Source organism: Streptomyces luomodiensis (genome assembly GCF_031679605.1).
GTDB lineage: Bacteria > Actinomycetota > Actinomycetes > Streptomycetales > Streptomycetaceae > Streptomyces > Streptomyces luomodiensis.
In genome coordinates this window covers 7861013-7883157 of record NZ_CP117522.1, presented here as the reverse complement: position 1 = coordinate 7883157, position 22145 = coordinate 7861013, and the positions used below count along the sequence as shown (strand labels likewise).

Below are 22145 nucleotides of genomic sequence, written 5' to 3'. Positions count from 1 at the left end.
TCCGCCACCGGCCCCGATCGTGCCTGGCAGTGGGCTTTCACCCTGGTCAGACTATGTCCCATGAACCGAGCACTGATCGTTGTCGATGTCCAGGAATCCTTCCGCGCCCGTCCGTCCTGGGAGCAGATCGCCGATCCGCGGATCGCGGACCCGGTCAACCGGCTGGTACGGCTCGCCCGTGCCGAGGGGGACCAGGTGATCTGGGTGCTGCACACCGAGCCCGGCAGCGAAGGTGTGTTCGACCCGGAGCAGGGTCAGGTCCGCCTGCTGGCGGAACTGGAGCGGCCCGCTCCGGGGGAGCCCGTGCTCCACAAGACCTCCCACAACGCCTTCACCACCACCCCCCTGCATCAGCTGCTGACCACGGCGGGCGTGCGCGAGCTGGTGGTCTGCGGTATCCGTACCGAGCAGTGCGTGGAGACCACCACCCGGGTCGGCAGCGACCTGGGGTACCGGGTCGTGTTCGTCACCGACGCCACCACCACCCATCCGATCGGCGAGCTGAGCGCCGAGGCGGTCATCGAGCGCGCGGAGGCGGTGCTGCGCGGCCGGTTCGCCCGGATCGCCACGGTGGCCGAGCTGGAGGCGGAGGCGGCGGGAGCGGCCGCGGCATGAGCCGGGTGGTGTTCGTCCTGGTGCCCGGGGTCCATCTGCTCGACCTGTCCGGACCGGCCCAGGTGTTCGACACGGCGCGGGACCTCGGGCAGCCGTATGAGCTCACGTACGTGGCCGAGCGGGAGCTGGTGCCCAGCGCCCAGGGTCTGACGCTGAACGCGCGCACCCGGTGGCCCGCGACGGGCCCGGACGACCTGGTCGTGGTGCCGGGCTGGCGGTCGTCGCCGCCGCACGACGGGCCGGAACCCGGCCCGCACGCGCTGGAGCGGCTGTGCGCCCACCACGCGGCCGGGGGCACCGTGGCCGGCGTCTGCGCCGGGGCGCTGGCGCTGGGCCGGGCGGGGCTGCTGGACGGGCGCCGGTGCACCACCCACCATGAGCTCCAGGACGAGCTGGCGGCCCGGCATCCCCGGGCGACGGTGGTACGGGATGTGCTGTTCACCGCCGACGAGCGGGTGGTGACCTCGGCGGGCATCGCCAGTGGGATCGATCTGGCGCTGCATCTGCTGGCGGTCCGGCACGGGCCGGCGCTCGCCGCCCGGGTGGCCCGGAACATGGTCGTCTTCGCCCGCCGCAACGGCCATGAGCCGCAGGCCGGCGTCATGCTGCGGCACCGCTCCCATCCGGACGACGTGGTCCACCGGGTCCAGGACCTCATCGACGCGCGGTTCGCCGAACCGCTGTCGCTGACGTATCTGGCCCTTACGGCGCAGGTCAGCGAACGCACCCTCACCCGGCTGTTCACCCGCGCCACCGGCGGGCTCACCCCACTGCGCTATCAGCAGGCGCTACGGCTGGAGCGCGCCGAGCACCTGATCGGTCAGGGGTCGACGGTGGAGGCCGCGGCGCGCGAGGTGGGGTTCGACGACGCGCGGATGCTGCGCCGTCTGCGGGCGCGGGCGCTCTGAACCGGCGGACTGAACCGGCGGCCGCCGCGCCGGGTCGTGCGGTGGACCGTGCGGTGTGCGCTCGGGCGCCCGTGGCGGTACGGCGTCACTCCGAGCCGTCCAGGTCGTGGCCCGCGTCGGCGCCGAGCACGCCGTCCAGTTCGGAGATCTGCCCGACCAGATGGAGGATGTCCCCAGTGCCCTCGAGGGCCAGCAGTACCTCGGCGACGCCCGTATCGGCGGGCCGGGCCTCCTCCTCGGCCCGGACGACCCGCGTGGTGCGGTCCCGGCCCTTCCAGGGCGCCCGGTCCACCCGGACCCGCACCACCCGGTACCCGGCGGCCGTGCACAGCTCCAGGACGCGGGGCAGCACCCCTCCGCCCACCCGGTAGGAGAGCTGCACCTCCACCCGTTCGGCCGACCAGAGGGCCGGCAGCCGGCGGGTGAGCAGCGGATAGCCGCGCACCACCAGGAAGTGCGCCACGGTGGCCGCGGTGGCCAGCAGGGCCAGCCCGCCGCCGCAGGCCATGCCGACCGCACAGGTCAGCCAGATGGTCGCCGCGGTGGTCAGCCCCCGGACGGCGTCCCGCCGTACGAAGATCAGGCCGCCGCCGATGAAGCCGATACCGGAGACGACCTGCGCCGCCACCCGGGAGGGGTCCAGGCTGATGTGGTCCCGCAGCAGCACATCGGCGAAACCGTACTGGGACACCTGCATGAACAGCGCGCTGCCCACGCCCACCAGGGTGTGGGTGCGCAGCCCGGCGCTCTTCTGCTGCACCGCCCTCTCGAGCCCGATCAGAGTGGACAGCACCAGGGCGACGCCGAGTTCGGCGAACTGGCGCAGTCCCTGGTCGGCGCCGAATTCCCACATCCCAGCGGCGATCAGTCGCACATCCGTCCCTTCTGCCCCGTTGAGTACCCGCGCGGAGTACCCGGCTGAGTACCCGCGTTTCGCACGGGGTGTGCGCCGGTGACACACACACCATCCCCACACACGCTCCCGCACCACCTGGGCATGCGCTTGACTCGAAGCGTCACCACTGCACGGACGTTACATCCGGAAGGGGATCAACCCGTGACCACCGAGCCCGAGCAAGCCGCGTTAGCCGTGGAGCTCGCGGAACTGCGCCGGACCGTCGAAGTGGGCTTCACCCGCGTCGACGGCCGGCTCGCCCTGCTCGACCACCGAGGAGAGCAGGCCGAGGAGGACGTGAACCAACTGGGCGGACGGATACGGACACTGGAACACGGACGCTGGCCGCTGCCCTCCATCGCCGCCCTGACCGGGGTCTCCGCCCTGGCCCTCGCGGTATGGCAGGCGGCGGGACACTAGCGCGCCACCGCGCCACCGGACCCGGTCCGTATCCGCCGTCCGGCCTAGCCGAGCCTGATGTGGTGCAGCAGCAGCAGCGCGGCCGCCATGTTGGCCGCGGGCACCTCGCCCCGGGCGACCAGGTCGGGCACCGCCTTCAGCGGCACCCATTCACGGCGGTCCGACTCGAAGTCGTCCTCCGGGTGTCCGACGTACGACGCCTCCTCGGCCCAGTAGATGTGGTGCCGTGCGTCGGTGAGCCCGTTGGACGGCTCGACGGAGAGCAGATGGCGCAGCGGGCCGGGGCGCCAGCCGGTCTCCTCCTCCATCTCCCGGGCCGCGGCGTCGGCGATGTCCTCACCGTCCTCGACGACGCCCGCGGCCAGTTCCCAGCCCCAGGCGTCGGTGATGAACCGGTGCCGCCACAGCAGCAGCACCTCGTTCGCCGCGTTCACCGCGGTGGCCACGGCCACGGGGCGGAGCCGGATCAGATAGTGGTCCAGATGACGCCCGTCGGGGAGTCGGACGTCGGCGAGGTTGACCCGGAACCATCGGTTCTCGTACACGGTCTGCTCCCTGAGGTTCTTCCATCGCACGGTCAGCCACCTTTCGTCGAAACGGGAGGCCATCCTGGGCCACCCGCTGACGAGAGAGCGGAGCGCGAACGGAACCGCGGTCACAGAGGGACGCGCAGTGCCCCGTCGATGAGCTCGGCGGCCGCGGCCGTCGCGGCGCATCCGCTGGCCGCGAGGTGTTCCCGTACCGCCCGCAGCCGGTCGCGTAACCGCTGGGACTCCATGCCGCGCGCCCGCTCGGTCATCTCCACCGCCGTGGCGCCCGCCCGGTCCGCGTCACCCTGCCGCAGCTCGATATGGGTGAGCATGGCGAGCCGGTGCACCCGCCCCCGGTCGTGCGCGGGGGTGCCGACCGCGGCGGTGGCGTGCTCGCGGGCGCCGCCGAGGTCGCCCAGGCTCAGCAGCGCCTCGGCCACCTGGACGTTCACCAGACCCGGCTGGACATAGCCGGTCTCGTCGGGCTCCTGGCCGGGTCTGATCCGGTCGGCGGCCGTCTCGGCGCGCCGGATGCAGGACAGCGTCCCGGCGCCGTCGCCCAGCCGGGCGTACGCCTTGGCCTGCATGGCGTAGAGGTCGGCGGCGAGCGCGGGGGTGATCTGGGAACCCGCGGCACGCAGCGCCGATTCGGCGAAGGCGACCGCCTGCCGGTACTCCTTCATGAACAGGGACTGGTTGACCAGCAGCGCGATCACATAGGCGCCCAGGCCCCGGTCGCCGCTGGCCTTGGCGAGCCGCAGCGCCTGGTGGAAGTAGCGCTGGGCCAGGCCGTGCGCGTCGGAGTCGTAGGCGCAGATCCCGGCGATGGCCACCAGGCCGCCGGTCGTCCGGTGGAGCTGGCGGCCGGTGTCGTCGCCGTAAGCGCCGCGCAGCAGCGGCGCGGCCTCGGAGTTGAGGAATCCCACCACCCGGGTCCGGGTCGCGACGCCGCCCGCCTTGCGGTACATCTGCTCGTAGTGGGCGCGGGCGGCGCGCAGCGTCTCGATGTCGGTCATGCTGACCCGCGTCTGACCGCGCCGGGAGACATCGGAGTCCTCGGGCGGGTTCTCCCACTCCCACACCGGGATGACGGCGGGGGTGCCGGTGACCGCCGGGGCCTGGACGACATGCGGGCGCTGCTGTTCGTCGGAGCGCCACAGCGCGGTGGCACGCTCGACGAACCCGGAGAGCGGGGTGGCGGGTCCGCGGGGGCTGCCGGGGGTGCCCAGGCCGATGTCGTCCAGGGTGAGGGCGCGGTGCAGCCGCTCCCCCAGCACCTCGCAGATGAGGTCCGGCACCTGGCCACGGGGCCGCTGGCCCTTCAGCCACCGGGCCACCGCGGTGTGTTCGTACCGCAGCTTCATCCCCCGGGCCCGGCCTGCCTCGTTGACATGCGCGGCCAGTCCCGCGTGGGAGACTCCGGCCTCGTCGAGCACGGAGTCGAGCAGTGTGTTGGGCTCCATCTCGCCCTCCCGAAGCGCTCGGTGGCGCCAGCGTAGTGGAGGGCGATTCACACGGGGTGTGAAAGCGGCGAGGCGCAAGGCGGAGCACCGCCCTCGTACTGGACGTGGACGTACGTGGGTGCTGCGACAACGCGGCGAGCGGCCGTGCCAGGCGTCGGGAGCAGGGCGCCCCCTGTGACGACAGGCCCTAGTTCCGGCCGGCGTCGGCGGCCGGGAGGGTGAGGGCCGTGGGGGCGGACAGCGGGCAGCGGTCGTAGCGCAGCGCGACGAGCGCGACGTCGTCGGCGAGCCGCCCGCCGGTGTGGCTCAGCAGCGCCGAGCGCACCCCCTCGACGACCGCCGTCGGGACGAGCGGTCCGGGCCCCGCGGCCTCGGACAGGGCGCGGCGCAGCGGGAAGAACGTGCCGTGGGCATCGCGTGCGTCCTCGGCGCCGTCGGTGTGCAGCACCAGCGTGTCGCCGGCGCCCAGGGCGCTCCAGTGGGCGGCGGGCGGCTCGGCGGGGAGCGGGAAGAGACCGAGCGGGGGCAGCACCTCACCGGGGTCGGTCTGCCGGGCGATGGCCGGGCCCACCGGCTGCTCGTGGAGGCGGTACGGCCAGGGGTGGCCGCAGTTGAGCGCGGTGACCTCGCCGTCCGGGCCCACCTCCAGCAGCAGGACGGTCACGAACTCCTCGTCCACCGGGCTGTCCGGCGGGCACTCCCCGCTCGCGCGTGCCCGCAGATGGCGCTCCAGGGCGCGGTCGAGCCGGCGCAGCACACCGGTGAGCCGGGGTTCCTCATGGGCCGCCTCCCGGAAGCTGCCGAGGACGGCGGCGACGGTGCCGATCGCGGGGAGGCCGTGGCCGCGGACGTCGCCGATGATGACGCGGACGCCGTACGGGGTGGCCAGCGCCTCGTACAGATCGCCGCCCACGACGGCGCCCCGGCTGGCCGACAGATGCCCGCCCGCCAGCTCGATCCCCTCCAGCCGGGCCGGGAGCGGCCGCAGCACCACGTCCTGCGCCGCGGCGGCCACCGCCCGGAGCTGTTCCAGTTCGCGGATCAGCCGCAGCCTGCGGCCGTTGCCGAGGTAGGTGGCGACGACCACGGCGAAGATGGCACAGCAGGTGACCAGGCCCGCGTGCGGCTCCTCCACGTCGCCGTCGGGCTCCAGAGGGGTCGGCGGGGCGAGGGCGCACAGCAGGCTCGCGCCGCCGAGTAGCAGGATGTATCCGCGGCGGCCGCTGCTCGCACAGGCGATGGCGGGGGCCGCGGCGAGGAGCGGGACGACCTCGGTGTCGTGCGGGGTCAGCAGTTCCCAGCAGATGACACCGAGCACCCATAGACAGGGGGCCACGCGGGTGACCACCCGAAGCCTGTGCGCTCCCCGTGCGAACGCGCCGCCGACTGCCGATGCCCCGATCATGTGTCGCCCCCAACGCCGGCCAATGAGGCGGTCGGCCAGGCCCCTGGACGGTCGGTCTCCCGATGGGCCGTACGACCGGGACGATTCTCGCGACAGCCCCTGTCAAAGGGACCTGCCCCTTCCGGATCTCACCTGATCGGGTGACCACGCCCCAGGGCCCTTCCCGAACACCCCACCGTGCCCCGGATCGGCTGTTCGCCATTCACCGGCTGGAGCGGGCAGGCGCGGCGCGGGGACGGCGACGGCGTGCGCCCCGGATCGCGGTGCGCCCCATGGCCACCGGCACGGGCATCACCACGCCCCGGGCGGCCCCGAACACCCCACCGCGCGTGACCGGAGGTCCGGGTGACAGCGCGGGCCGGCGGCCACGCGGCCGCCCGGACCTCGCGCCACTCGGCGAGCGGCGCGCGCGGCGTCGCGGCCGGGGACGGTGATGGGGCCGCGCCCGGGTGCGGGTGCGGCCCCATGGCCGGGTTGCGGCGACCGGCGGGAGCCGGTCGGTGTCAGGCTCCGCGCAGGGTGGCGCCGGTGCGGTCGGCGGCCGCCGACACCGCGGCGTCGCGGGACGCCGCGATCTCCTCGGCGGTCAGCGTGCGGTCCGGGGCGCGGAAGCGCAGCGCGTAGGCCAGCGACTTCCTGCCCTCGCCGAGCTGTTCACCGGTGAAGACGTCGAACAGCCGGAGCGACTCCAGCAGCTCGCCCGCGCCCTCGCGCAGCGCCGTCTCGACGTCGGCCGCGGGCACCGAGGCGTCCACGACCAGCGCGACGTCCTGGGTGGCCACCGGGAAGGTGGAGACGTGGGGGGCGGCCACGCGGCCGGTGCCGGCCCGCTCCAGGCGGTCGAGCTCCAGCTCCATCGCGCAGGTGCGCTCGGGCAGGCCCAGGGCCTTGGTGACCCGCGGGTGGAGTTCGCCGGCGTTGCCGACGAGGATCTCCTCGCCGTCGACGACGGCCAGCAGCGCGGCGCAGCGGCCCGGGTGCCACGGGTCCTGCTGGTCCTGGCGGACGATCAGCTCGACCCCCGCCTCGCGCGCCACGATCCGGCCCGCCTCGATGGCGTCGGCCCAGCTCACCGGGGTGCCCTTGCCCCACCAGCCGGCCTGCTCACGGTCGCCCGCGAGGACGACGGCGACGCGGCGCGGCTGGTGGGGCAGCGCGGCGTTGAGCGCGGCGATCTGCTCGTCGGTGGGTCGGCGGTCGACCGGGAGGGTGACCGCGGCCGGTTCGTCGCCGGTGGCGCGGAAGACCAGACCCGTCTCGAAGAGCGCGAGGTCGTGCGCGCCGCGCCCGTCGTTGCGGCGCAGCGCGCCGAGCAGTCCGGGCAGCAGTGTCGTACGGAGCGCGGGCTCGGCGTCCGACAGCGGGTTGACCAGCCGCACCACATCGCGCCGCGGGTCGTCGGCGGCCAGCCCGAACTGGTCGAGGACCTCCTCGCCGAGGAACGGGTAGTTCAGCGCCTCGACGTATCCGGCGCCGGCCAGCGCCCGGCCGACCCGGCGGTGCAGCCGCTGACGCTCGGTCAGCCCGCGCCCGGCGGGCGGCTGGGGCAGCGTGGCGGGGAGGTTCTCGTACCCCTCGAGCCGGATGACCTCCTCGGCCAGGTCGTTGGGGTCGGTGAGGTCGGGCCGCCAGCTGGGGACGGTGACGGTGAGGTCGTCGGCCCCGTAGACGTCGCAGCCGATCTGCTGGAGCCGGCGCACCACGGTCTCCCGGCCGTAGGGCACCCCCGCGACCTTGTCCGGGTGGTCGGCGGGCAGCGTGATGGTGTGCGGTGCGCTGGGCGCGATGATCTCGGTGACGCCCACCTCCGCGGTGCCGCCCGCGAGCAGCACCAGCAGATCGACGGTGCGCTGTGCCGCGGCGGAGGCGGCCTGGGGGTCGACGCCGCGCTCGAACCGCCGGGACGCCTCGGAGGACAGCTTGTGGCGGCGGGCGGTGCGGGCGACCGAGACCGGGGCGAAGTGGGCCGCCTCGATGACGACCTCGGTGGTGCCCGTCACCTGGCCGGTCTCGGCGTCGGCGGTGGCGTCCGCGATCTCGGTGTTGGCACCGCCCATGACGCCGGCGAGGCCGATGGGCCCGCTCTCGTCGGTGATGACGAGGTCCTCGGGGTCCAGGGCGCGCTGGGTGCCGTCGAGGGTGGTGAGCTTCTCGCCCGGCTCGGCGCGGCGCACCCCGATCGCCCCGTTGATCCGGGAGCGGTCGTAGGCGTGCAGCGGCTGGCCGAGTTCGAGCATCACGTAGTTGGTGATGTCGACGGCGAGCGAGACCGGGCGCATCCCGGCCTTCTGGAGCCGGCGCTGGAGCCAGATCGGGGAGTGCGCCTCGGGGTCGAGGCCGGTGACGGTGCGGGCGGTGAAGCGGTCGCAGCCGATCGGGTCGGCGACCTTGACGGGGTAGCCGTGGCTGTTGGGCGCGGGCACGTCGAGGAGGGCCGGGTCGCGCAGCGGCAGCTCGTAGGCGGTCGCGGTCTCGCGGGCGACACCGCGCATCGACAGGCAGTAGCCGCGGTCCGGGGTGACGGCGATGTCGAGGACCTCGTCGACCAGCTCCAGCAGCTCGATGGCGTCGGTGCCGGCCTCGTGCTCGGGCGGCAGGACGATGATCCCGTCGTGCTCGTCGGACATGCCCAGCTCGCTGGCGGAGCAGATCATGCCCTCGGAGACCTTGCCGTAGGTCTTGCGCGCGGAGATCGCGAAGCCGCCGGGCAGCTCGGCGCCGGGCAGTACGACCACGACCTTGTCGCCGACCCGGAAGTTCCGGGCGCCGCAGACGATGTTCTGCGGCTCACCCGTGCCGTTGGCCCGGCCGACGTCCACCTGGCAGTAGCGGATGGGCTTCTTGAACCCCTCCAGCTCCTCGATGGCCAGCACCTGCCCGACGACCAGGGGCCCCTTGAGGCCGGTGCCGAGCTGCTCGACCGTCTCGACCTCGAGCCCTGCGGCGACGAGTTTGGCCTGTACGTCACGGCCGGTCTCACCGGCGGGCAGGTCGACGTACTCCCGCAGCCAAGAAAGCGGGACCCGCATCAGATCTCCATCCCGAAGGGCCGGGTGAAGCGCACATCACCCTCGACCATGTCTCGCATGTCTTCCACGTTGTGCCGGAACATCAGCATCCGCTCGATGCCGAAGCCGAAGGCGAAGCCGCTGTACTTCTCCGGGTCCACGCCGCAGGCGATGAGCACCCGCGGGTTGACCATGCCGCAGCCGCCCAGCTCGATCCAGCCCTCGCTGGAGCAGGTGCGGCAGGGCCGGTCCGGGTTGCCCACGGACTCGCCGCGGCACACGTAGCACAGCATGTCCATCTCGGCGGACGGCTCGGTGAACGGGAAGAAGTTCGGCCGCAGCCGGGTCGACATCCCCTCGCCGAACAGCGCCCGCACCATGTGGTCGAGCGTCCCCTTGAGGTCGGCCATGGTCAGGCCCTCGTCGATGGCGAGCAGTTCGACCTGGTGGAAGACGGGGGTGTGGGTGGCGTCCAGCTCATCGGTGCGGAAGGTGCGGCCGGGGCAGATCACGTAGATGGGCGGCTCGCGGTCGATCATCGACCGGATCTGCACCGGTGAGGTGTGGGTGCGCAGCACCACACCGGAGCCCTCGCCGTCCTGGTCACCCTTCGCGCCCCGCACGAAGAAGGTGTCCTGCATCTCGCGGGCGGGATGGTCGGGCGGGAAGTTGAGCGCGTCGAAGTTGAACCACTCGGCCTCCACCTCGGGGCCCTCGGCGACCTCGTAGCCCATCGCGACGAAGACGTCCTCGATGCGCTCGGAGAGCGTGGTGATCGGGTGGCGGGCACCGGCCGGGGTGCGGTCGTACGGCAGTGTGACGTCCACCGCCTCCTCGACCAGCACCCGGGCGTCCCGCTCCGCCTCCAGCTCCGCCTGCCGGGCCTTCAGCGCCTGGTTGACCTGGCCGCGGGCCTGGCCGACGCGCTTGCCCGCGTCCGCCTTGGCGTGTGGCGGCAGGGCGCCGATCTCGCGGTTGGCGAGCGCGAGCGGCGAGCGGTCGCCGGTGTGGGCGACCTTCACCTCGCGCAGCGCCTCGAGGTCCCCCGCCGCGGCGATGGCGGCGAGCGCCTCGTCCCGCCTGCGGGCGATCTCTTCCGGTTTCAGTGCCTCGACCTCGACAGGGTCGTACGACTTATTGGGTGCCGACATCTCTTCCCGTGCTTCCGATTGTCCCCCCAGCTACCGCTGGGAGGTGCCCCCGGCTGCGCGACCCCGGCTCACGACGGCTGCGACCGCTGCGACCACGAAGGGGACGCCAAGGTGCCAAAGCCCGAGTCTAAGGGGCGCGCGAGGGGTGCTGTTCCTGGGGACGCCGCGCGGCACCTGCCGCGCGGACGGGTCCGCTCCGTCCGGAGAAGCCCGTGGGGGATCAGGCCAGATAGGCCGGGGTGCCCACGGGCAGGGTAAATCGGAACTCCGCGCCGCCGCCGCGGGCCCGGTCGACGGTGATCGTCCCGCCGTGCGCCTCGACGATGCCCTTGACGATGTAGAGCCCCAGGCCGGTGCCGCCGCGCTTGCTGCCCCGCCAGAAGCGGGTGAAGACGCGGCTCATCGACTCCTCCGGGATACCGGGGCCCTCGTCGCTCACGGTGACGGCGGTCCTTTCGACAGGGGTACCGTCCGCGACCGGCTTGGCCGGTGCGGGCGCTATATCAGGCGCTATATCAATAGTGACCGTTCCCTCACCGTGGCGCACCGCGTTTTCCAGCAGATTGCCCAGCACCTGATCGATCTTGTCCGGATCGGCCCACAGCCGGGGCAGCGGCCCCCTGACCCTGATCAGGAAGCGCTCGGCGGTGTGCCCGGCCGCGGTGAGCGCCTGCACATGGCGGCGGACGGCGGCGGCGAGGTCGACCGGCTGGCGGCGCACCTCCAGCCGGCCCGAGTCGATCCGGGAGATGTCCAGCAGCTCGGCGATCAGCCGGGTGACCCGGTTGGCGTCGGCGTCGACGGTCTCCAGCATCAGCCGCTTCTGGTCGTCGGTGAAGCGCTCCCATTTGGCCAGCAGGGTGGCCGTGAACCCCTTCACGGACGTCAGCGGTGAGCGCAGCTCATGGGCGACGGTCGCGATCAGCTCGGCATGGCTGCGCTCGGTGCGGCGGCGGGCCTCGGTGCCGCGCAGAGAGACCACCACCCGGCGCACCGGCCCGGTCGGCCGCTCGCGCACGTAGCGGGCCGAGACCAGCACCTCGCGGCCGCCCGGCAGCAGCAGGTTCCGCTCGGGCTGGCCGGCCCGGATGGCCAGCCCTCCGTAAGGATCGGTCAGCGCCCACCAGCGCCGGCCGTCCAGGTCCTCTAACGGCAGGGCCACCTCCAGGCGGCGGCCGATCGCGTCCGAGGGGTCGGTGGCGGTGATCCGCGCCGCCGCCGCGTTGAAGAACGTGACCAGGCCGGCCTCATCGGCCACCACCAGGCCGTCGGGCAGATCGTCGGGGTGCAGCCCGAGCCCGTCCGGCGCGCCGCCGGGCACACCGGGTCCCGGCCCGGTGGACGGGCGGCCGTGGTCCTCGCCGGGCGGCTCCGCCCCGGGCGCATGGGCATCGGCCGCCCTGGCGCCGGAGGTCCTGACGTCCATCCCCACACCCCCTCTCGGTCCCCTCCCGGAGGGGGCAACCCTACTAGGTCGATGTGACGGAGCGGCACCCTGCGGGAGCGCGCTGCGCACGAGCGGAGGCATAGAGGCACACGGCGGCGGCCGTGGCGAGGTTGAGGCTCTCGGCCCGGCCGTGAATCGGAACGCGCACCACCTCGTCCGCGAGTGCGCGGGTAGCCTCCGGCAGGCCCCATGCCTCATTGCCGAAGATCCAGGCGGTGGGGGCGCCCAGCAGCCCGTCGTCCAGCTCGGAGTCCAGGTCCCGCTCCCCCGCCCCGTCCGCGGCCAGCACCCGCGCCCCGGCCTCCCGCAGCCCGCTCACCGCGCGCTCGACGGGCACCCCGACGGCCACGGGGAGGTGGAACAGGGAGCCGACGGAGGCGCGCACGGCCTTGGGGTTGTACAGGTCCACGGAGGCGTCGGTCAGCACCACGGCGTCCGCCCCGGCGGCGTCGGCGCACCGCAGCACGGTCCCGGCGTTGCCGGGGTCGCGGACGTGGGCGAGGACGGCGACGAGTCTGGGCCGGGCGCGCAGGATCTCCTCGAACGGCGAGTCCAGGAAGCGGCACAGCCCGACCACGCCCTGGGGGGTGACGGTGTCGGACATCTCCGCGATCACGGCGTCGGAGGCGGTCAGGACGGGCACGCCCGCGGTCCGGGCGGCCTCGGTGATGTCGGCGTGGCGCTCGGCGGCCTCGGGGGTCGCGTACACCTCCACGAGATGCGCGACGGCCTCCCGTACGGCCTGCGGCCCCTCGACGATGAACCGCCGCTCCTTGCCCCGGAAGCTGCGCTTGGCGAGCCGGCGGGCCGCGGTGACGCGGGGCGATCTGAGGGAGGTCAGCTCGGGCGGGGCCATGGGGTGGGGGTCTCGATTCCTGGTCGTGGACGCCGACACGAGTGGACCCGCAGGTGCCGGGCACCTGCGGGTCCGTTCAGCCGGCAAGGCTGGGGGCGCGGCGGTTACGCGGCCTTCGGCGCGTTGACGTCGCTCGGCAGCGCCTTCTGGGCCGCCTCGACCAGCGCGGCGAACGCGCCCGCGTCGTTGACCGCGAGGTCGGCCAGGATCTTGCGGTCCACCTCGATGTTGGCGGCCTTCAGACCCTGGATGAAGCGGTTGTACGTCATGCCGTTGGCGCGGGCAGCGGCGTTGATGCGCTGGATCCACAGCTGCCGGAAGTCGCCCTTGCGCTTCTTGCGGTCGTTGTAGTTGTAGACCAGAGAGTGGGTGACCTGCTCCTTGGCCTTGCGGTACAGGCGGGAGCGCTGGCCCCGGTAGCCGCTGGCCTGCTCGAGGATCGCCCGGCGCTTCTTGTGGGCGTTGACTGCCCGCTTGACGCGTGCCACTTGTTTACTCCTTGTACGGGGCCGCGGCTGACTCACGCGGCCCGGAAACGAATGGGTCCCGGTCTGGCGCTCGCCCCGCCGGAGCGGGGCGGGGCGTCACTTGCCGAGAAGCTTCTTGATCTTCTTGGCGTCGGCCGGGGCCATCTCGACCTTGCCGGCCAGGCGGCGCGTCAACGTGGACGGCTTGTGCTCGAGAAGGTGGCGGCGACCGGCGCGCTGGCGCACCACCTTGCCGGAGCCGGTGAGCTTGAAGCGCTTGCTGGCACCGCTGTGCGTCTTGTTCTTCGGCATGTCGCCGTTCTCTCCTCGTCGGGGCGCTGTCCGGGCGGCCGCGGGCGCGGGGGTGACCGCGATCCGGGCGTCCGGAAGCGTCATATGTGTACGTTCGTCACCGGAGCCGTACGGCTCCGGTGTGTGCGGTCCAGGCCGGGGGCCTGACCGATCACGCCTCGGCGGGCTCCTCAGCGGGACTGCCGCCCTGCTGGCGCTCCGCCTTTCGGGCGGCCTGCGCCTCACGGGCTTCGGCCATCGCCTCGGTCTTCTTCTTGTGCGGACCGAGAACCATGATCATGTTTCGGCCGTCCTGCTTGGGGTTGGACTCGACGAAGCCCAGCTCCTGGACGTCCTCAGCGAGCCGCTGCAACAGCCGGTAGCCGAGCTCGGGCCGGGACTGCTCACGGCCACGGAACATGATCGTGATCTTGACCTTGTCGCCCTGCTTGAGGAACCGGACGACGTGACCCTTCTTGGTGTCATAGTCGTGCGGGTCGATCTTCGGCCGGAGCTTCATCTCCTTGATGACCGTGTGCGCCTGGTTCTTGCGCGCCTCACGGGCCTTCATGGCCGACTCGTACTTGAACTTTCCGTAGTCCATGAGCTTGCAGACCGGCGGACGGGCGTTCGCCGCCACCTCGACGAGGTCGAGGTCGTACTCCTGCGCAAGCTCCAGGGCCTTGGCAAGCGGCACGATGCCGACCTGCTCGCCACTGGGACCGACGAGTCGCACCTCGGGGACGCGAATCCGGTCGTTGATGCGGGGCTCGGCGCTGATGGATCCTCCTCGGTTGCACCACGCGACCGCCTGGCGGACTGCCGCGTAAGTCTGTATCGGTTGAGACCACCGCGCCGTGGCGCACAAAACGCCCCGGACGGTACACAGGCGGGGCTCCTCACTGACCGGGAGCACCGCCGCGATATCACCGCGGGGCGCAGCCTGACCGATGACCTGCCGACCCTGGGGACCGGAAGGTGGGAGTGCGGAGCCTCCACTTGTGGGCCGGACACTCAGGTGACCGGCCGGTCGTTTATCTACGATACCAGCACCCGCGCAGGATGCTCATCCGCGGTGTCAACGGCGTCCGTCCCGCCCCGTTCCCCCGACCGGTACGAACGCCCGCCGGGCGGCCGCCTAGGCTGGGGCGCACCATCCATCAGGAAGTGAGCCCCGACCACCATGAGCGACGCCAACGCCGGGCAGCCACCGGCCCCCGACTTCGACCGTATGACCCGGGACATCGCGGATGTGCCCGCGGTCGAGGTGATCACCACGGTCGCGGTGCACCTGATGAGCGCCGCCGCGGTCAACCTGGGCCTGGCCGAGGAGGGCCCCGAGCACAAGGACCTGGACGAGGCGCGGAAGCTGATCCACGCGCTGGCGGGGCTGGTCACGGCGAGCGCCACGGAGATCAGCTCCTTCCACGCCGGCCCGCTGCGGGACGGTCTGAAGTCCCTCCAGCTCGCCTTCCGTGAGGCGTCGGTGGTGCCGGACGAGCCGGGGAAGGGGCCCGGCGAGAAGTACACGGGCCCGGTCTTCGGCTGACCCGGGCCGGGCCCCCTCGCGGGCTCGGTGCCACGTGAGGTTCCGGGAGCTTTCGGGACCGGGCCCCGGGGCGTTTCGGGCCGGGTCCCCGGAGCGGCTCCGGCTCGGGCTCAGGCCGCCTCCGGGCCCTTGGTTTCCGGGCCGCCCGCCTCGGGGCGGTGGCCGCCGCGCAGCCGTCCCCACGGTCCGGCCGCCGGCGTCGGGTGCGGCGCCCCCTCCTGCTCGGCCTGTCCCGCCGCCGGGTGCAGATGGGTGAACCGGTGCGCCACGGCGGCCAGCACCCCGCCGACCAGCGGGGCGACGATGAACAGCCACAGCTGGCCCAGCGCGTCGCCGCCCGCGAAGATCGCGGGGCCGAAGCTGCGCGCCGGGTTGACCGAGGCCCAGGTCAGCGGGATGCCGATCAGGTTGGCCGCGGCGTAGGCGAGGCCCACCGGGACCGGTTCGACGCCGGCCGGCATCACCGAGCTGGTCACCGCGAGGAAGACGAAGACCAGCAGGAAGGTGAGCAGCACCTCGGCCAGGAAGGCCCCGCCCGCGCCCAGGCCCACCGGCGAGCGGCCGCCGTAGCCGTTGCTGCCGAACGCACCGGCCGTCTGCAGCCGGGGCACCTGCTTGGCGAGCAGGAACAGCACCGCCGCGCCCACGATCGCGCCCACGAACTGCGCGATCCAGTACTCGACCGCCGTACGGATGTCGATGCGCTTGGCCAGCAGCACCCCGAGGGTCACCGCCGGGTTGATGTGGCAGCCCGAGACGCGTCCGAACGCGTAGGCGATCGCGATCAGCGTGAAGCCGAAGGCGAGCGAGATCCCGAGGGCGTTGATGTAGTCGCCCGCCAGGACCAGGGAACCGACTCCGAAGAGGACCAGCATCGCGGTCCCTATGCACTCCGCTACGACCGTTCTCGTCTCCATGGCGCTCTCCTCACGCAGATTCCGACCGCCAGTCGCCTAAGCATTGTGGGGGGAACCGGGACGATTCGCCTGTTGGTCCGAATGGAGGATGCGGAGAAGCGGGCCGGAGCGGCGGGCCCGCCGCTCAGCGGCTGAAGAGCGGTTCGCCGGGGACCCTCGCGTCCGGTGGCAGCAGCGCCAGGGTCAGCCCGCGCACCAGCCGCGCCCGCAGCACCTCGTCGGCGGCCAGGGCGCCCGCCACCCGGTGCGCCGTCTCCCGCGCCGGCGCGGTGGGGGCCAGGGATAGCGCGAGCATCCCGTCGGCGTCCGCCGCCGGGGCCAGATGGGCCCGGACCACCTCCGGCTCGGCGGCCAGCACGGTGCGCACCGCCTCGGTGACGGCCGGGTCGGCGAGCGGATCGGCGCTGGTCCGTCCCTCGGCGAGGGCCAGCAGCGCGGGACCGGTCAGCTGGTACGGCACCGGGCCCGCGAGGTCCAGGACCAGGGTGTCCGCCTTCTCATGGGCGGCGGCCTCCAGCGCCTGGCGCAGCGGTACGGCCACCGGCCGGGCGTCCGGGCGCCAGCGGGCCAGCGTCTCGAGCGAGGTGAAGGCGGGCAGGGCGCGCCGGCCGCCGGGGGCCTCCAGCGTGGGCACCGCCATATCGCTGGTCTTGTCGCGCCGCAGCCCATCGGGGCCCACCTCCGCTTCCCCGAGCATCGCGACCACCGGGACGAGGAGACGGGCCTCGGTGAGCGCGGCGAGCACCTCCGGTTCGGCGGAGCGGTCATCGGCCCAGGCGGCGAGCGCCGCGGTAAGGCGGGGATCGGCGGAGCCGTCGTCGCCGGAGAAGCCTGGGTCGGGAATGTTCTTGAGCGCCACGCCATGAGGGTATCGAGGGCGGTGCGCCCCGGACGCGGCGGGCAGGGCGACCGCACTGTGGCGACCGCGCTGTGGCCGCCGCCGTGGCGCATCAGCGGCCGGTTCGGACTCACCGTGATCCGTACCGGACCCTCCCGGCCACGGCCGCCGTTACGGCAGCGGCGACCGATGTCGACGCAGGCGCCGTGGTGCGGCACGGCAGCGAACGGCGCGGGCCAAGGGGCGGCCGCGCCGGGACCCGGCTGAGGAACGGTTGGGGGTGCCGCGCGGTGCCACCGATGGCCGGGCGGGGCGCCACGGACCCCCGCGAGCGGCCCCTACGGTGAGCCCGCGCCGACGGCCCACCGCCGGGCCCCGGCCGCGAAGGCCGTCCCGGCGCCCCGCTCGACGCCCAACAGGCCACCGCCACCCCGACCCGGCACAACGCGGAACGACTCGCACCGGCAACCCGGCTCAACGCGTCCGGTCCACCGCCGGGCCCCGGCCGCGAAGGACCGCCCCGGCGCCCGGCTCACCACCCAACGGCCCACCACCAAAAGGCGCCACCATGACGACCACCCCCGGCGCCCGGCCCAACACCCAACGGGCCGCCGCCGGCCCCGTCCGGCTCAGCGCGTTCGGCTTGGCGGGAGCAGGGCGCGCAGGCTCGGGGGCAGGCGTAGGGGGCCCGAGCCGCGCCACAGGGCGATCGCGGCGATGACCAGGGCGGCGCCGGCGAGTCCGGCGAGGAGCGCCATCCGGTTGGGGCCGGACTCCTCGTGTGCGCTCTGGGCGTGGTCCGGGCCCTTGCCGAAGAAGCGTGGGGCGGAGCCGGCCACGGCGGGGGTCTGGGTCTGCGGCTCCACCTTGCCGCCCTCCGCGATCGCCGCCGCCGGGTCCACCAGGCCCGCGCCGAGATCATCGCTGCGGCCGCCCTCCGGGACGTCCTGGGCGGTCTTGGTGAGGAGCTGCCGGATCTGGCGGGGGCTGAGCTCGGGGTGGGCGGCGCGGACGAGGGCGACGGAGCCGGAGACGAAGGCGGCGGCCGCGCTGGTCCCCCAGCCCTCGTAGTAGCGCTTGTCGGGGTCGGCGATGACCACGTCGACGCCGGGTGCGCAGACGGTGGCGTACCAGCGGCGGGTGGAGAAGGCGGCGCGGGCGCCGTAGCGGTCCACGGCGGTCACGGCGATCACACCGGGGTAGGCGGCCGGGTAGGAGACCCGGTCGCCCTTCTCGCCGCCGTTGCCCGCGGAGGCGACCACGACCACGCCCTTGCGCAGCGCGTACTGTACGGCGGCGTCCTCGGCGGCCTCGGGGTGGGCGGAGGCGCTGTCGTCGCCGAGCGAGAGGTTGATGACGTCGGCGCCGTGGTCGGCCGCCCAGCGGATACCGGTGGCGAGCGCGCCGCCGCGGCTGGAACGGGCCTTCTTACGGTCGGGGTCGGTGTCCTCGAGGATCACCCGCACCGGCAGGATCCGCGCCTCGGGCGCGACGCCCAGCACGCCCTCGTCGCCGGACGCGCCATGGCCGTGCCCGGCGATGATCCCGGCCATCGCGGTGCCGTGGCGGGCCCAGGCCCGCTCGCCGCGCCGGGCGCCGAAGCCGATCAGGTCCTTGCCGGTCCGCACCTGGCCCTTGAGGTCGGGGTGGCGGTCGTCGACACCGGTGTCCAGGACGGCGACGGTGATCCCGGAGCCCTTGGTCGTCTGCCACGCCTCGCGGACGTGGAGGGCGTCCAGCGCCCACTCCTGGGCCTGTATGCCGTCGGCGTCGGCGGGCGCGGCGGGCACCAGGGTCAGCCCGGCGGCGGCGAGGGCCACGGCGAGGCGCCGCCCGATCCCGGCGGTCCGGGTCATGACGTGGTCTCCGTGCTCGTGGACAGGGCGTGCCGGAATCCGGTCTCGATCGCGTCGGCGATGCCGCGGGCGTCGTTGCCGAGGCCCGACTGGGCGGGGGCCGAGGTGGCGCCCCGCTGGGTCGCCTCGCCCGCCGACTGCGGGTCGGTGACCTTACGGCCGTCGGCGAACCCGCTGACGGCGTAGACGACGGCGGGGGCGTCGGTGAGGACGCGGATGCGCCAGCTGGCGCGCTGGTCGTCGCCGAAGCCAGCCGCCGCGGTGCCCTTGGCGGCGTAGGTGCGGGGCATCAGGTCGGTGCGCTCGTCGAGTTTCTCGGTCACGAAGCGCTGGTGCAGCGCCCGCATCCCGGCGGGGCCCGAGGTGGTGATCAGCACTCCGACGGTGGTGACGCTGGTGCTGGTGGCGTCGGTGTACGTGGCGCGCACCAGCCGCTCGCAGCCCACCGGGGCCAGCGCCTTGCCGAGCAGCGGGTCGAATCCGCCGCCGCAGCTGCTGTCCGGGGCGACCGCTATCCGGGTCCAGACGCGGTCGGCGCCGCCGGGGCCCGCGCCCTTGCCGCGCAGGGTGCGCGGGAAGAGGTCGGCCACGGGGACGCTGTGCCAGGCGGAGCGGGCGTGGGCGTAGGTGTCGGCGGTGGACGGCGGGGCATCGGGGTCGTCGCCCAGCCAGCTGCCGGCCGCCGCCCCGCCGAGCAGCCCGAGGCCGAGGACGAGACATGCGGCGGCGGCCGCCGTACGGCTGGGCGCACGGCGCCGGCCGCCCGGCCCGCCGGCCGCGGGGGGCCCGGTGGGGCGCGGCGGTGCGAGGGGGCGCGGTGGCACTCGGGTGCCGGAGGTCCCGGCGCCGCCCCTGGGGAGGGGGACCTTGGCCCGTACGCCGAGGATGGGGGTGTCCGGGTCCGGGGTGAACCCGGGTGGCGCGAAGGGGCGTGGCGGGGGCGCGGAGGGTCGCGCGGGCGCCGTGCGAGGAGGATGTGCGGGGCGTGGTGGGGGCGTGTCGTGAGGTGAGTGCGCTTGTTCCGCGTCGGTGCTCACCGGCACCCCCTCGCACCCGTCGACACCTGGTTCACCTGGCTCCGTCCGGTTCGCCGCGCCGCCGACCCGCCTTTCGGGCAGGCGGGCTCCTATACGGACAACACGCCGCTGACCTGCCGGTCGTGGCGTGCGCGACACTCTACGGGCAGCCGGGGGCGCTGCGCACCGGCCGCCCTCTACCAAGTGGTAACAGCGGTCTGGCAAGCTTCGTCCATGCCCCCTGCCGCCGCTGACCGGGCCCGGTACGACCGGGCCACCGCCCATCTCGAAGCGCCCATGGCGATTGTCGACCTGGAGGCCTTCGATGACAACGCACGGGATCTGGTCCGCCGGGCGCAGGGCAAGCCGATCCGCGTCGCCAGCAAATCGGTGCGCTGCCGGGCGCTGTTGGAACGGGTGCTGGCACGGGACGGCTTCGCGGGGATCATGAGCTTCACGCTCCCGGAGTCGCTGTGGCTGGCCCGCGAGGGGTTCGACGATGTGCTGCTCGCCTATCCCTCCACCGACCGGGGCGGGTACGCCACCCTGACCAACGACCCCAAGCTGGCCGCCGCCGTGACGGTCATGGTGGACGACCTCGCCCAGCTCGATCTGATCGACAGCGTTCGCGCCGGGGCCGAAGAGGTCCGGGTCTGTCTGGAATTGGACACGTCCTTGCGGATGCTCGGCGGGCGGGTGCGGGTCGGAGCGCTGCGCTCACCGCTGCGCGCACCGGAGCAACTGGCCGCGCTGGCGCGGGCGATCGACCGCCGCCCCGGCTTCCGGCTGGTCGGGCTGATGGCGTACGAGGGCCATGTGGCGGGCGTGGGCGACGCGGTGGCGGGGCGCCCGCTGCGGTCGCGCGCCGTCCGGCTGATGCAGTCCGTGGCGCGCCGGGAGCTCGCGGCGCGCCGGGCCGCGGCCGTCCGGGCGGTGCGGGCCGTGGCGGACCTGGAGTTCGTCAACGGCGGCGGCACGGGCAGTGTGCAGCACACCGCCGCGGAGGACGCGGTGACGGAGATCGCCGCCGGGTCCGGGCTCTACCAGCCGCGCCTCTTCGACGACTACACCTCCTTCCGCGGCCGCCCGGCCGCCCTGTTCGCCCAGCCGGTGGTGCGCCGGCCGGGGGTGGGCGTGGTGACGGTGCTCGGCGGCGGCTATCCGGCATCGGGCGCGGCGGGGCGGGACCGGCTGCCGGTTCCGTATCTGCCCGAGGGACTCTCGTACGACTCGATGGAGGGGCCGGGCGAGGTGCAGACCCCGCTGTTGGGCACGGCCGCCGACGATCTGCTGATCGGCGACAAGGTGTGGTTCCGGCATGCCAAAGCCGGTGAGCTGTGCGAGCGGTTCGACACGCTGCGGCTGATCGAGGGGGACCGGGTGGTGGCGAGCGTGCCGACGTACCGGGGCGAGGGCAAAACCTTCCTCTGACCGGCTGGACGGCTGACCAGCTGACCGACTGACCGGCGCGTTCGGCAGACCGGCTGGCCGACACGTTCCTCTGAAATACGGCGCTTTGCGTACCCCGCCTAGACGGACTGGCCGTCGCCCGCCAGCGCCTCGATGCCCTTGACGATCTTGTCCATGTCGCTGAGCGGCGGCGCCTCGTCGCTCGCGTCGAAGCCGAAGCGCACCACGACCATCGTGTCCGGCACGGTGGGCGAGGGGAAGGCGACCGACTGGACGATGCCGTCGTCGCCCTTCTTCGTCACCACCTTCCAGCGGACCAGGTAGCCCTTCTGGCCCGCGACGTCGACCGCCGACTCCTTGAGCTGCTTGTGGGAGGTGATCCCGCCGTACGCCTTGCGGTCGGTGTCCTCGTCCTGGCCGTAGGACTCCTCCGCGTTCTGCGCGATGTCCTCCTCGGCTATGCCCTTGGCGGAGGTGGCCTGGTAGCCCGTGGCGGTGCGGGAGAAGGCGCCGCCGCGCACACAGTCGGTGGACGGGTCGCCGGGGCAGGGGTAGCGGGAGGTGGTGACGCCCGCGCCGCCGGAGCTGCTGCGCCCCGCCTGCCAGCCGTCGAGCACCGGCAGGCTGATGCCGTTGACGGGGTCCGGGGCGATGTCCGGGTCGTAGCTGGGCGCCGCGCTGGGCGCGTCGGTGGGCCCGTCCGAGGGGCTGCCCGGGGCCGGGACGCCCGGGTCCGGGCCGCCGCCGTCCTGCGGGGCGGAGCTGCTGGAGGCGGACCCGGCCTGGGCGCTCCCGCCGCCGTCGCCGTCGTCGCCCAGCAGCACGATGCCGCCGACGATCGCGGCGACGACGACCCCGACCGCGACGGCGAGCGCCGCGATCTTCGGACCGCGGCCCCGGCCCTGCTGCCGCCCTGGCGGGTAGGGGGGCGGCGGCGGGCCGAAGGCCGGGTCCGCGGCGCCGGAGGCGTCGCGGGTGTACTCGGTCCAGGCGGCGCCGTCCCACCACCGTTCCATGGCGGGGCCACTGCCTGCGTAGCCGGGATCGGGGTACCAGCCGGGGGGCGTGTTCATGGTCACTCGGTCAGCCTATGGCCATGGCTC

General features: G+C 73.8%; 21 protein-coding genes. 5 read left to right on the top strand and 16 right to left on the bottom strand.

Annotation, left to right across the window (positions count from 1 at the left end; translation table 11 throughout):
• Positions 1–60 precede the first annotated feature (60 nt).
• On the top strand, positions 61–615 hold the full coding sequence (locus tag PS467_RS33295) for a cysteine hydrolase family protein (RefSeq protein WP_311038326.1): 555 nt from the start codon (positions 61–63) through the stop codon (positions 613–615).
• On the top strand, positions 612–1523 hold the full coding sequence (locus PS467_RS33290) for a GlxA family transcriptional regulator (RefSeq protein WP_311038325.1): 912 nt from the start codon (positions 612–614) through the stop codon (positions 1521–1523). Before PS467_RS33295 ends, PS467_RS33290 begins: the two co-directional genes overlap by 4 nt.
• 85 nt (positions 1524–1608) lie before the next feature.
• Here the strand turns inward: PS467_RS33290 and PS467_RS33285 are convergent, their stop codons facing one another.
• Complete coding sequence (locus PS467_RS33285) at positions 1609–2376, bottom strand: MgtC/SapB family protein (RefSeq protein WP_311040036.1); 768 nt, start codon at positions 2374–2376, stop codon at positions 1609–1611.
• Positions 2377–2580: 204 nt separating this feature from the next.
• On the opposite strand from PS467_RS33285, the gene PS467_RS33280 reads away from it, so the two are divergent.
• Positions 2581–2838, top strand: a complete 258-nt coding sequence (locus tag PS467_RS33280; protein WP_268975392.1) for a hypothetical protein — start codon at positions 2581–2583, stop codon at positions 2836–2838.
• A gap of 44 nt (positions 2839–2882) precedes the next feature.
• Here the strand turns inward: PS467_RS33280 and PS467_RS33275 are convergent, their stop codons facing one another.
• The 10 genes from PS467_RS33275 to infC all read right to left on the bottom strand — a co-directional run bounded on the left by PS467_RS33275 (position 2883) and on the right by infC (position 14294).
• Positions 2883–3446: an NUDIX hydrolase gene (locus PS467_RS33275; RefSeq protein WP_268975390.1), complete on the bottom strand. Its 564-nt coding sequence runs from the start codon at positions 3444–3446 to the stop codon at positions 2883–2885.
• A gap of 47 nt (positions 3447–3493) precedes the next feature.
• The gene (locus PS467_RS33270; protein WP_311038324.1) at positions 3494–4831 is read right to left on the bottom strand and encodes an NsdA family TPR-like regulatory protein; all 1338 of its coding nucleotides are present in this window, start codon (positions 4829–4831) and stop codon (positions 3494–3496) included.
• Between the two features lie 187 nt (positions 4832–5018).
• Complete coding sequence (locus tag PS467_RS33265; RefSeq protein WP_311038323.1) at positions 5019–6236, bottom strand: PP2C family protein-serine/threonine phosphatase; 1218 nt, start codon at positions 6234–6236, stop codon at positions 5019–5021.
• A 503-nt stretch (positions 6237–6739) separates the two neighbouring features.
• Positions 6740–9265: a phenylalanine--tRNA ligase subunit beta gene (gene pheT / locus PS467_RS33260; RefSeq protein WP_311038322.1), complete on the bottom strand. Its 2526-nt coding sequence runs from the start codon at positions 9263–9265 to the stop codon at positions 6740–6742.
• Entirely contained in the window at positions 9265–10395 is a 1131-nt protein-coding gene (gene pheS, locus PS467_RS33255; protein WP_311038321.1) for a phenylalanine--tRNA ligase subunit alpha, read from the bottom strand. The genes pheT and pheS overlap by 1 nt, the downstream gene beginning before the upstream one ends.
• 220 nt (positions 10396–10615) lie before the next feature.
• The gene (locus PS467_RS33250) at positions 10616–11821 is read right to left on the bottom strand and encodes a sensor histidine kinase (protein ID WP_311038320.1); all 1206 of its coding nucleotides are present in this window, start codon (positions 11819–11821) and stop codon (positions 10616–10618) included.
• A gap of 43 nt (positions 11822–11864) precedes the next feature.
• A complete protein-coding gene (locus tag PS467_RS33245) occupies positions 11865–12698 on the bottom strand; it encodes a TrmH family RNA methyltransferase (RefSeq protein ID WP_311038319.1) in 834 nt (277 codons plus the stop codon).
• A gap of 104 nt (positions 12699–12802) precedes the next feature.
• Positions 12803–13186, bottom strand: a complete 384-nt coding sequence (rplT, locus tag PS467_RS33240) for a 50S ribosomal protein L20 (RefSeq protein ID WP_078639975.1) — start codon at positions 13184–13186, stop codon at positions 12803–12805.
• A gap of 96 nt (positions 13187–13282) precedes the next feature.
• Positions 13283–13477: a 50S ribosomal protein L35 gene (gene rpmI, locus PS467_RS33235; RefSeq protein WP_020867203.1), complete on the bottom strand. Its 195-nt coding sequence runs from the start codon at positions 13475–13477 to the stop codon at positions 13283–13285.
• A gap of 151 nt (positions 13478–13628) precedes the next feature.
• The gene (infC, locus tag PS467_RS33230; protein ID WP_137981027.1) at positions 13629–14294 is read right to left on the bottom strand and encodes a translation initiation factor IF-3; all 666 of its coding nucleotides are present in this window, start codon (positions 14292–14294) and stop codon (positions 13629–13631) included.
• A 345-nt stretch (positions 14295–14639) separates the two neighbouring features.
• Between infC and PS467_RS33225 the strand changes: the two genes are divergently transcribed.
• Positions 14640–15005 (top strand): DUF1844 domain-containing protein, encoded by a 366-nt coding sequence (locus PS467_RS33225; protein ID WP_311038318.1) that lies wholly within the window; start codon positions 14640–14642, stop codon positions 15003–15005.
• A gap of 110 nt (positions 15006–15115) precedes the next feature.
• Here PS467_RS33225 and PS467_RS33220 read toward each other — a convergent pair whose 3' ends face one another.
• The 4 genes from PS467_RS33220 to PS467_RS33205 all read right to left on the bottom strand — a co-directional run bounded on the left by PS467_RS33220 (position 15116) and on the right by PS467_RS33205 (position 19440).
• A complete protein-coding gene (locus PS467_RS33220) occupies positions 15116–15922 on the bottom strand; it encodes an aquaporin (RefSeq protein WP_311038317.1) in 807 nt (268 codons plus the stop codon).
• A gap of 124 nt (positions 15923–16046) precedes the next feature.
• Positions 16047–16781: an SseB family protein gene (locus PS467_RS33215; protein WP_311038316.1), complete on the bottom strand. Its 735-nt coding sequence runs from the start codon at positions 16779–16781 to the stop codon at positions 16047–16049.
• Positions 16782–17389: 608 nt separating this feature from the next.
• Complete coding sequence (mycP, locus tag PS467_RS33210; RefSeq protein WP_311038315.1) at positions 17390–18616, bottom strand: type VII secretion-associated serine protease mycosin; 1227 nt, start codon at positions 18614–18616, stop codon at positions 17390–17392.
• Entirely contained in the window at positions 18613–19440 is an 828-nt protein-coding gene (locus tag PS467_RS33205; RefSeq protein ID WP_311038314.1) for a hypothetical protein, read from the bottom strand. Before PS467_RS33205 ends, mycP begins: the two co-directional genes overlap by 4 nt.
• 426 nt (positions 19441–19866) lie before the next feature.
• On the opposite strand from PS467_RS33205, the gene PS467_RS33200 reads away from it, so the two are divergent.
• The gene (locus PS467_RS33200; RefSeq protein WP_311038313.1) at positions 19867–21063 is read left to right on the top strand and encodes an amino acid deaminase/aldolase; all 1197 of its coding nucleotides are present in this window, start codon (positions 19867–19869) and stop codon (positions 21061–21063) included.
• Positions 21064–21161: 98 nt separating this feature from the next.
• Here the strand turns inward: PS467_RS33200 and PS467_RS33195 are convergent, their stop codons facing one another.
• Positions 21162–22115 (bottom strand): DUF2510 domain-containing protein, encoded by a 954-nt coding sequence (locus PS467_RS33195; protein ID WP_311040035.1) that lies wholly within the window; start codon positions 22113–22115, stop codon positions 21162–21164.
• Positions 22116–22145 lie beyond the last annotated feature (30 nt).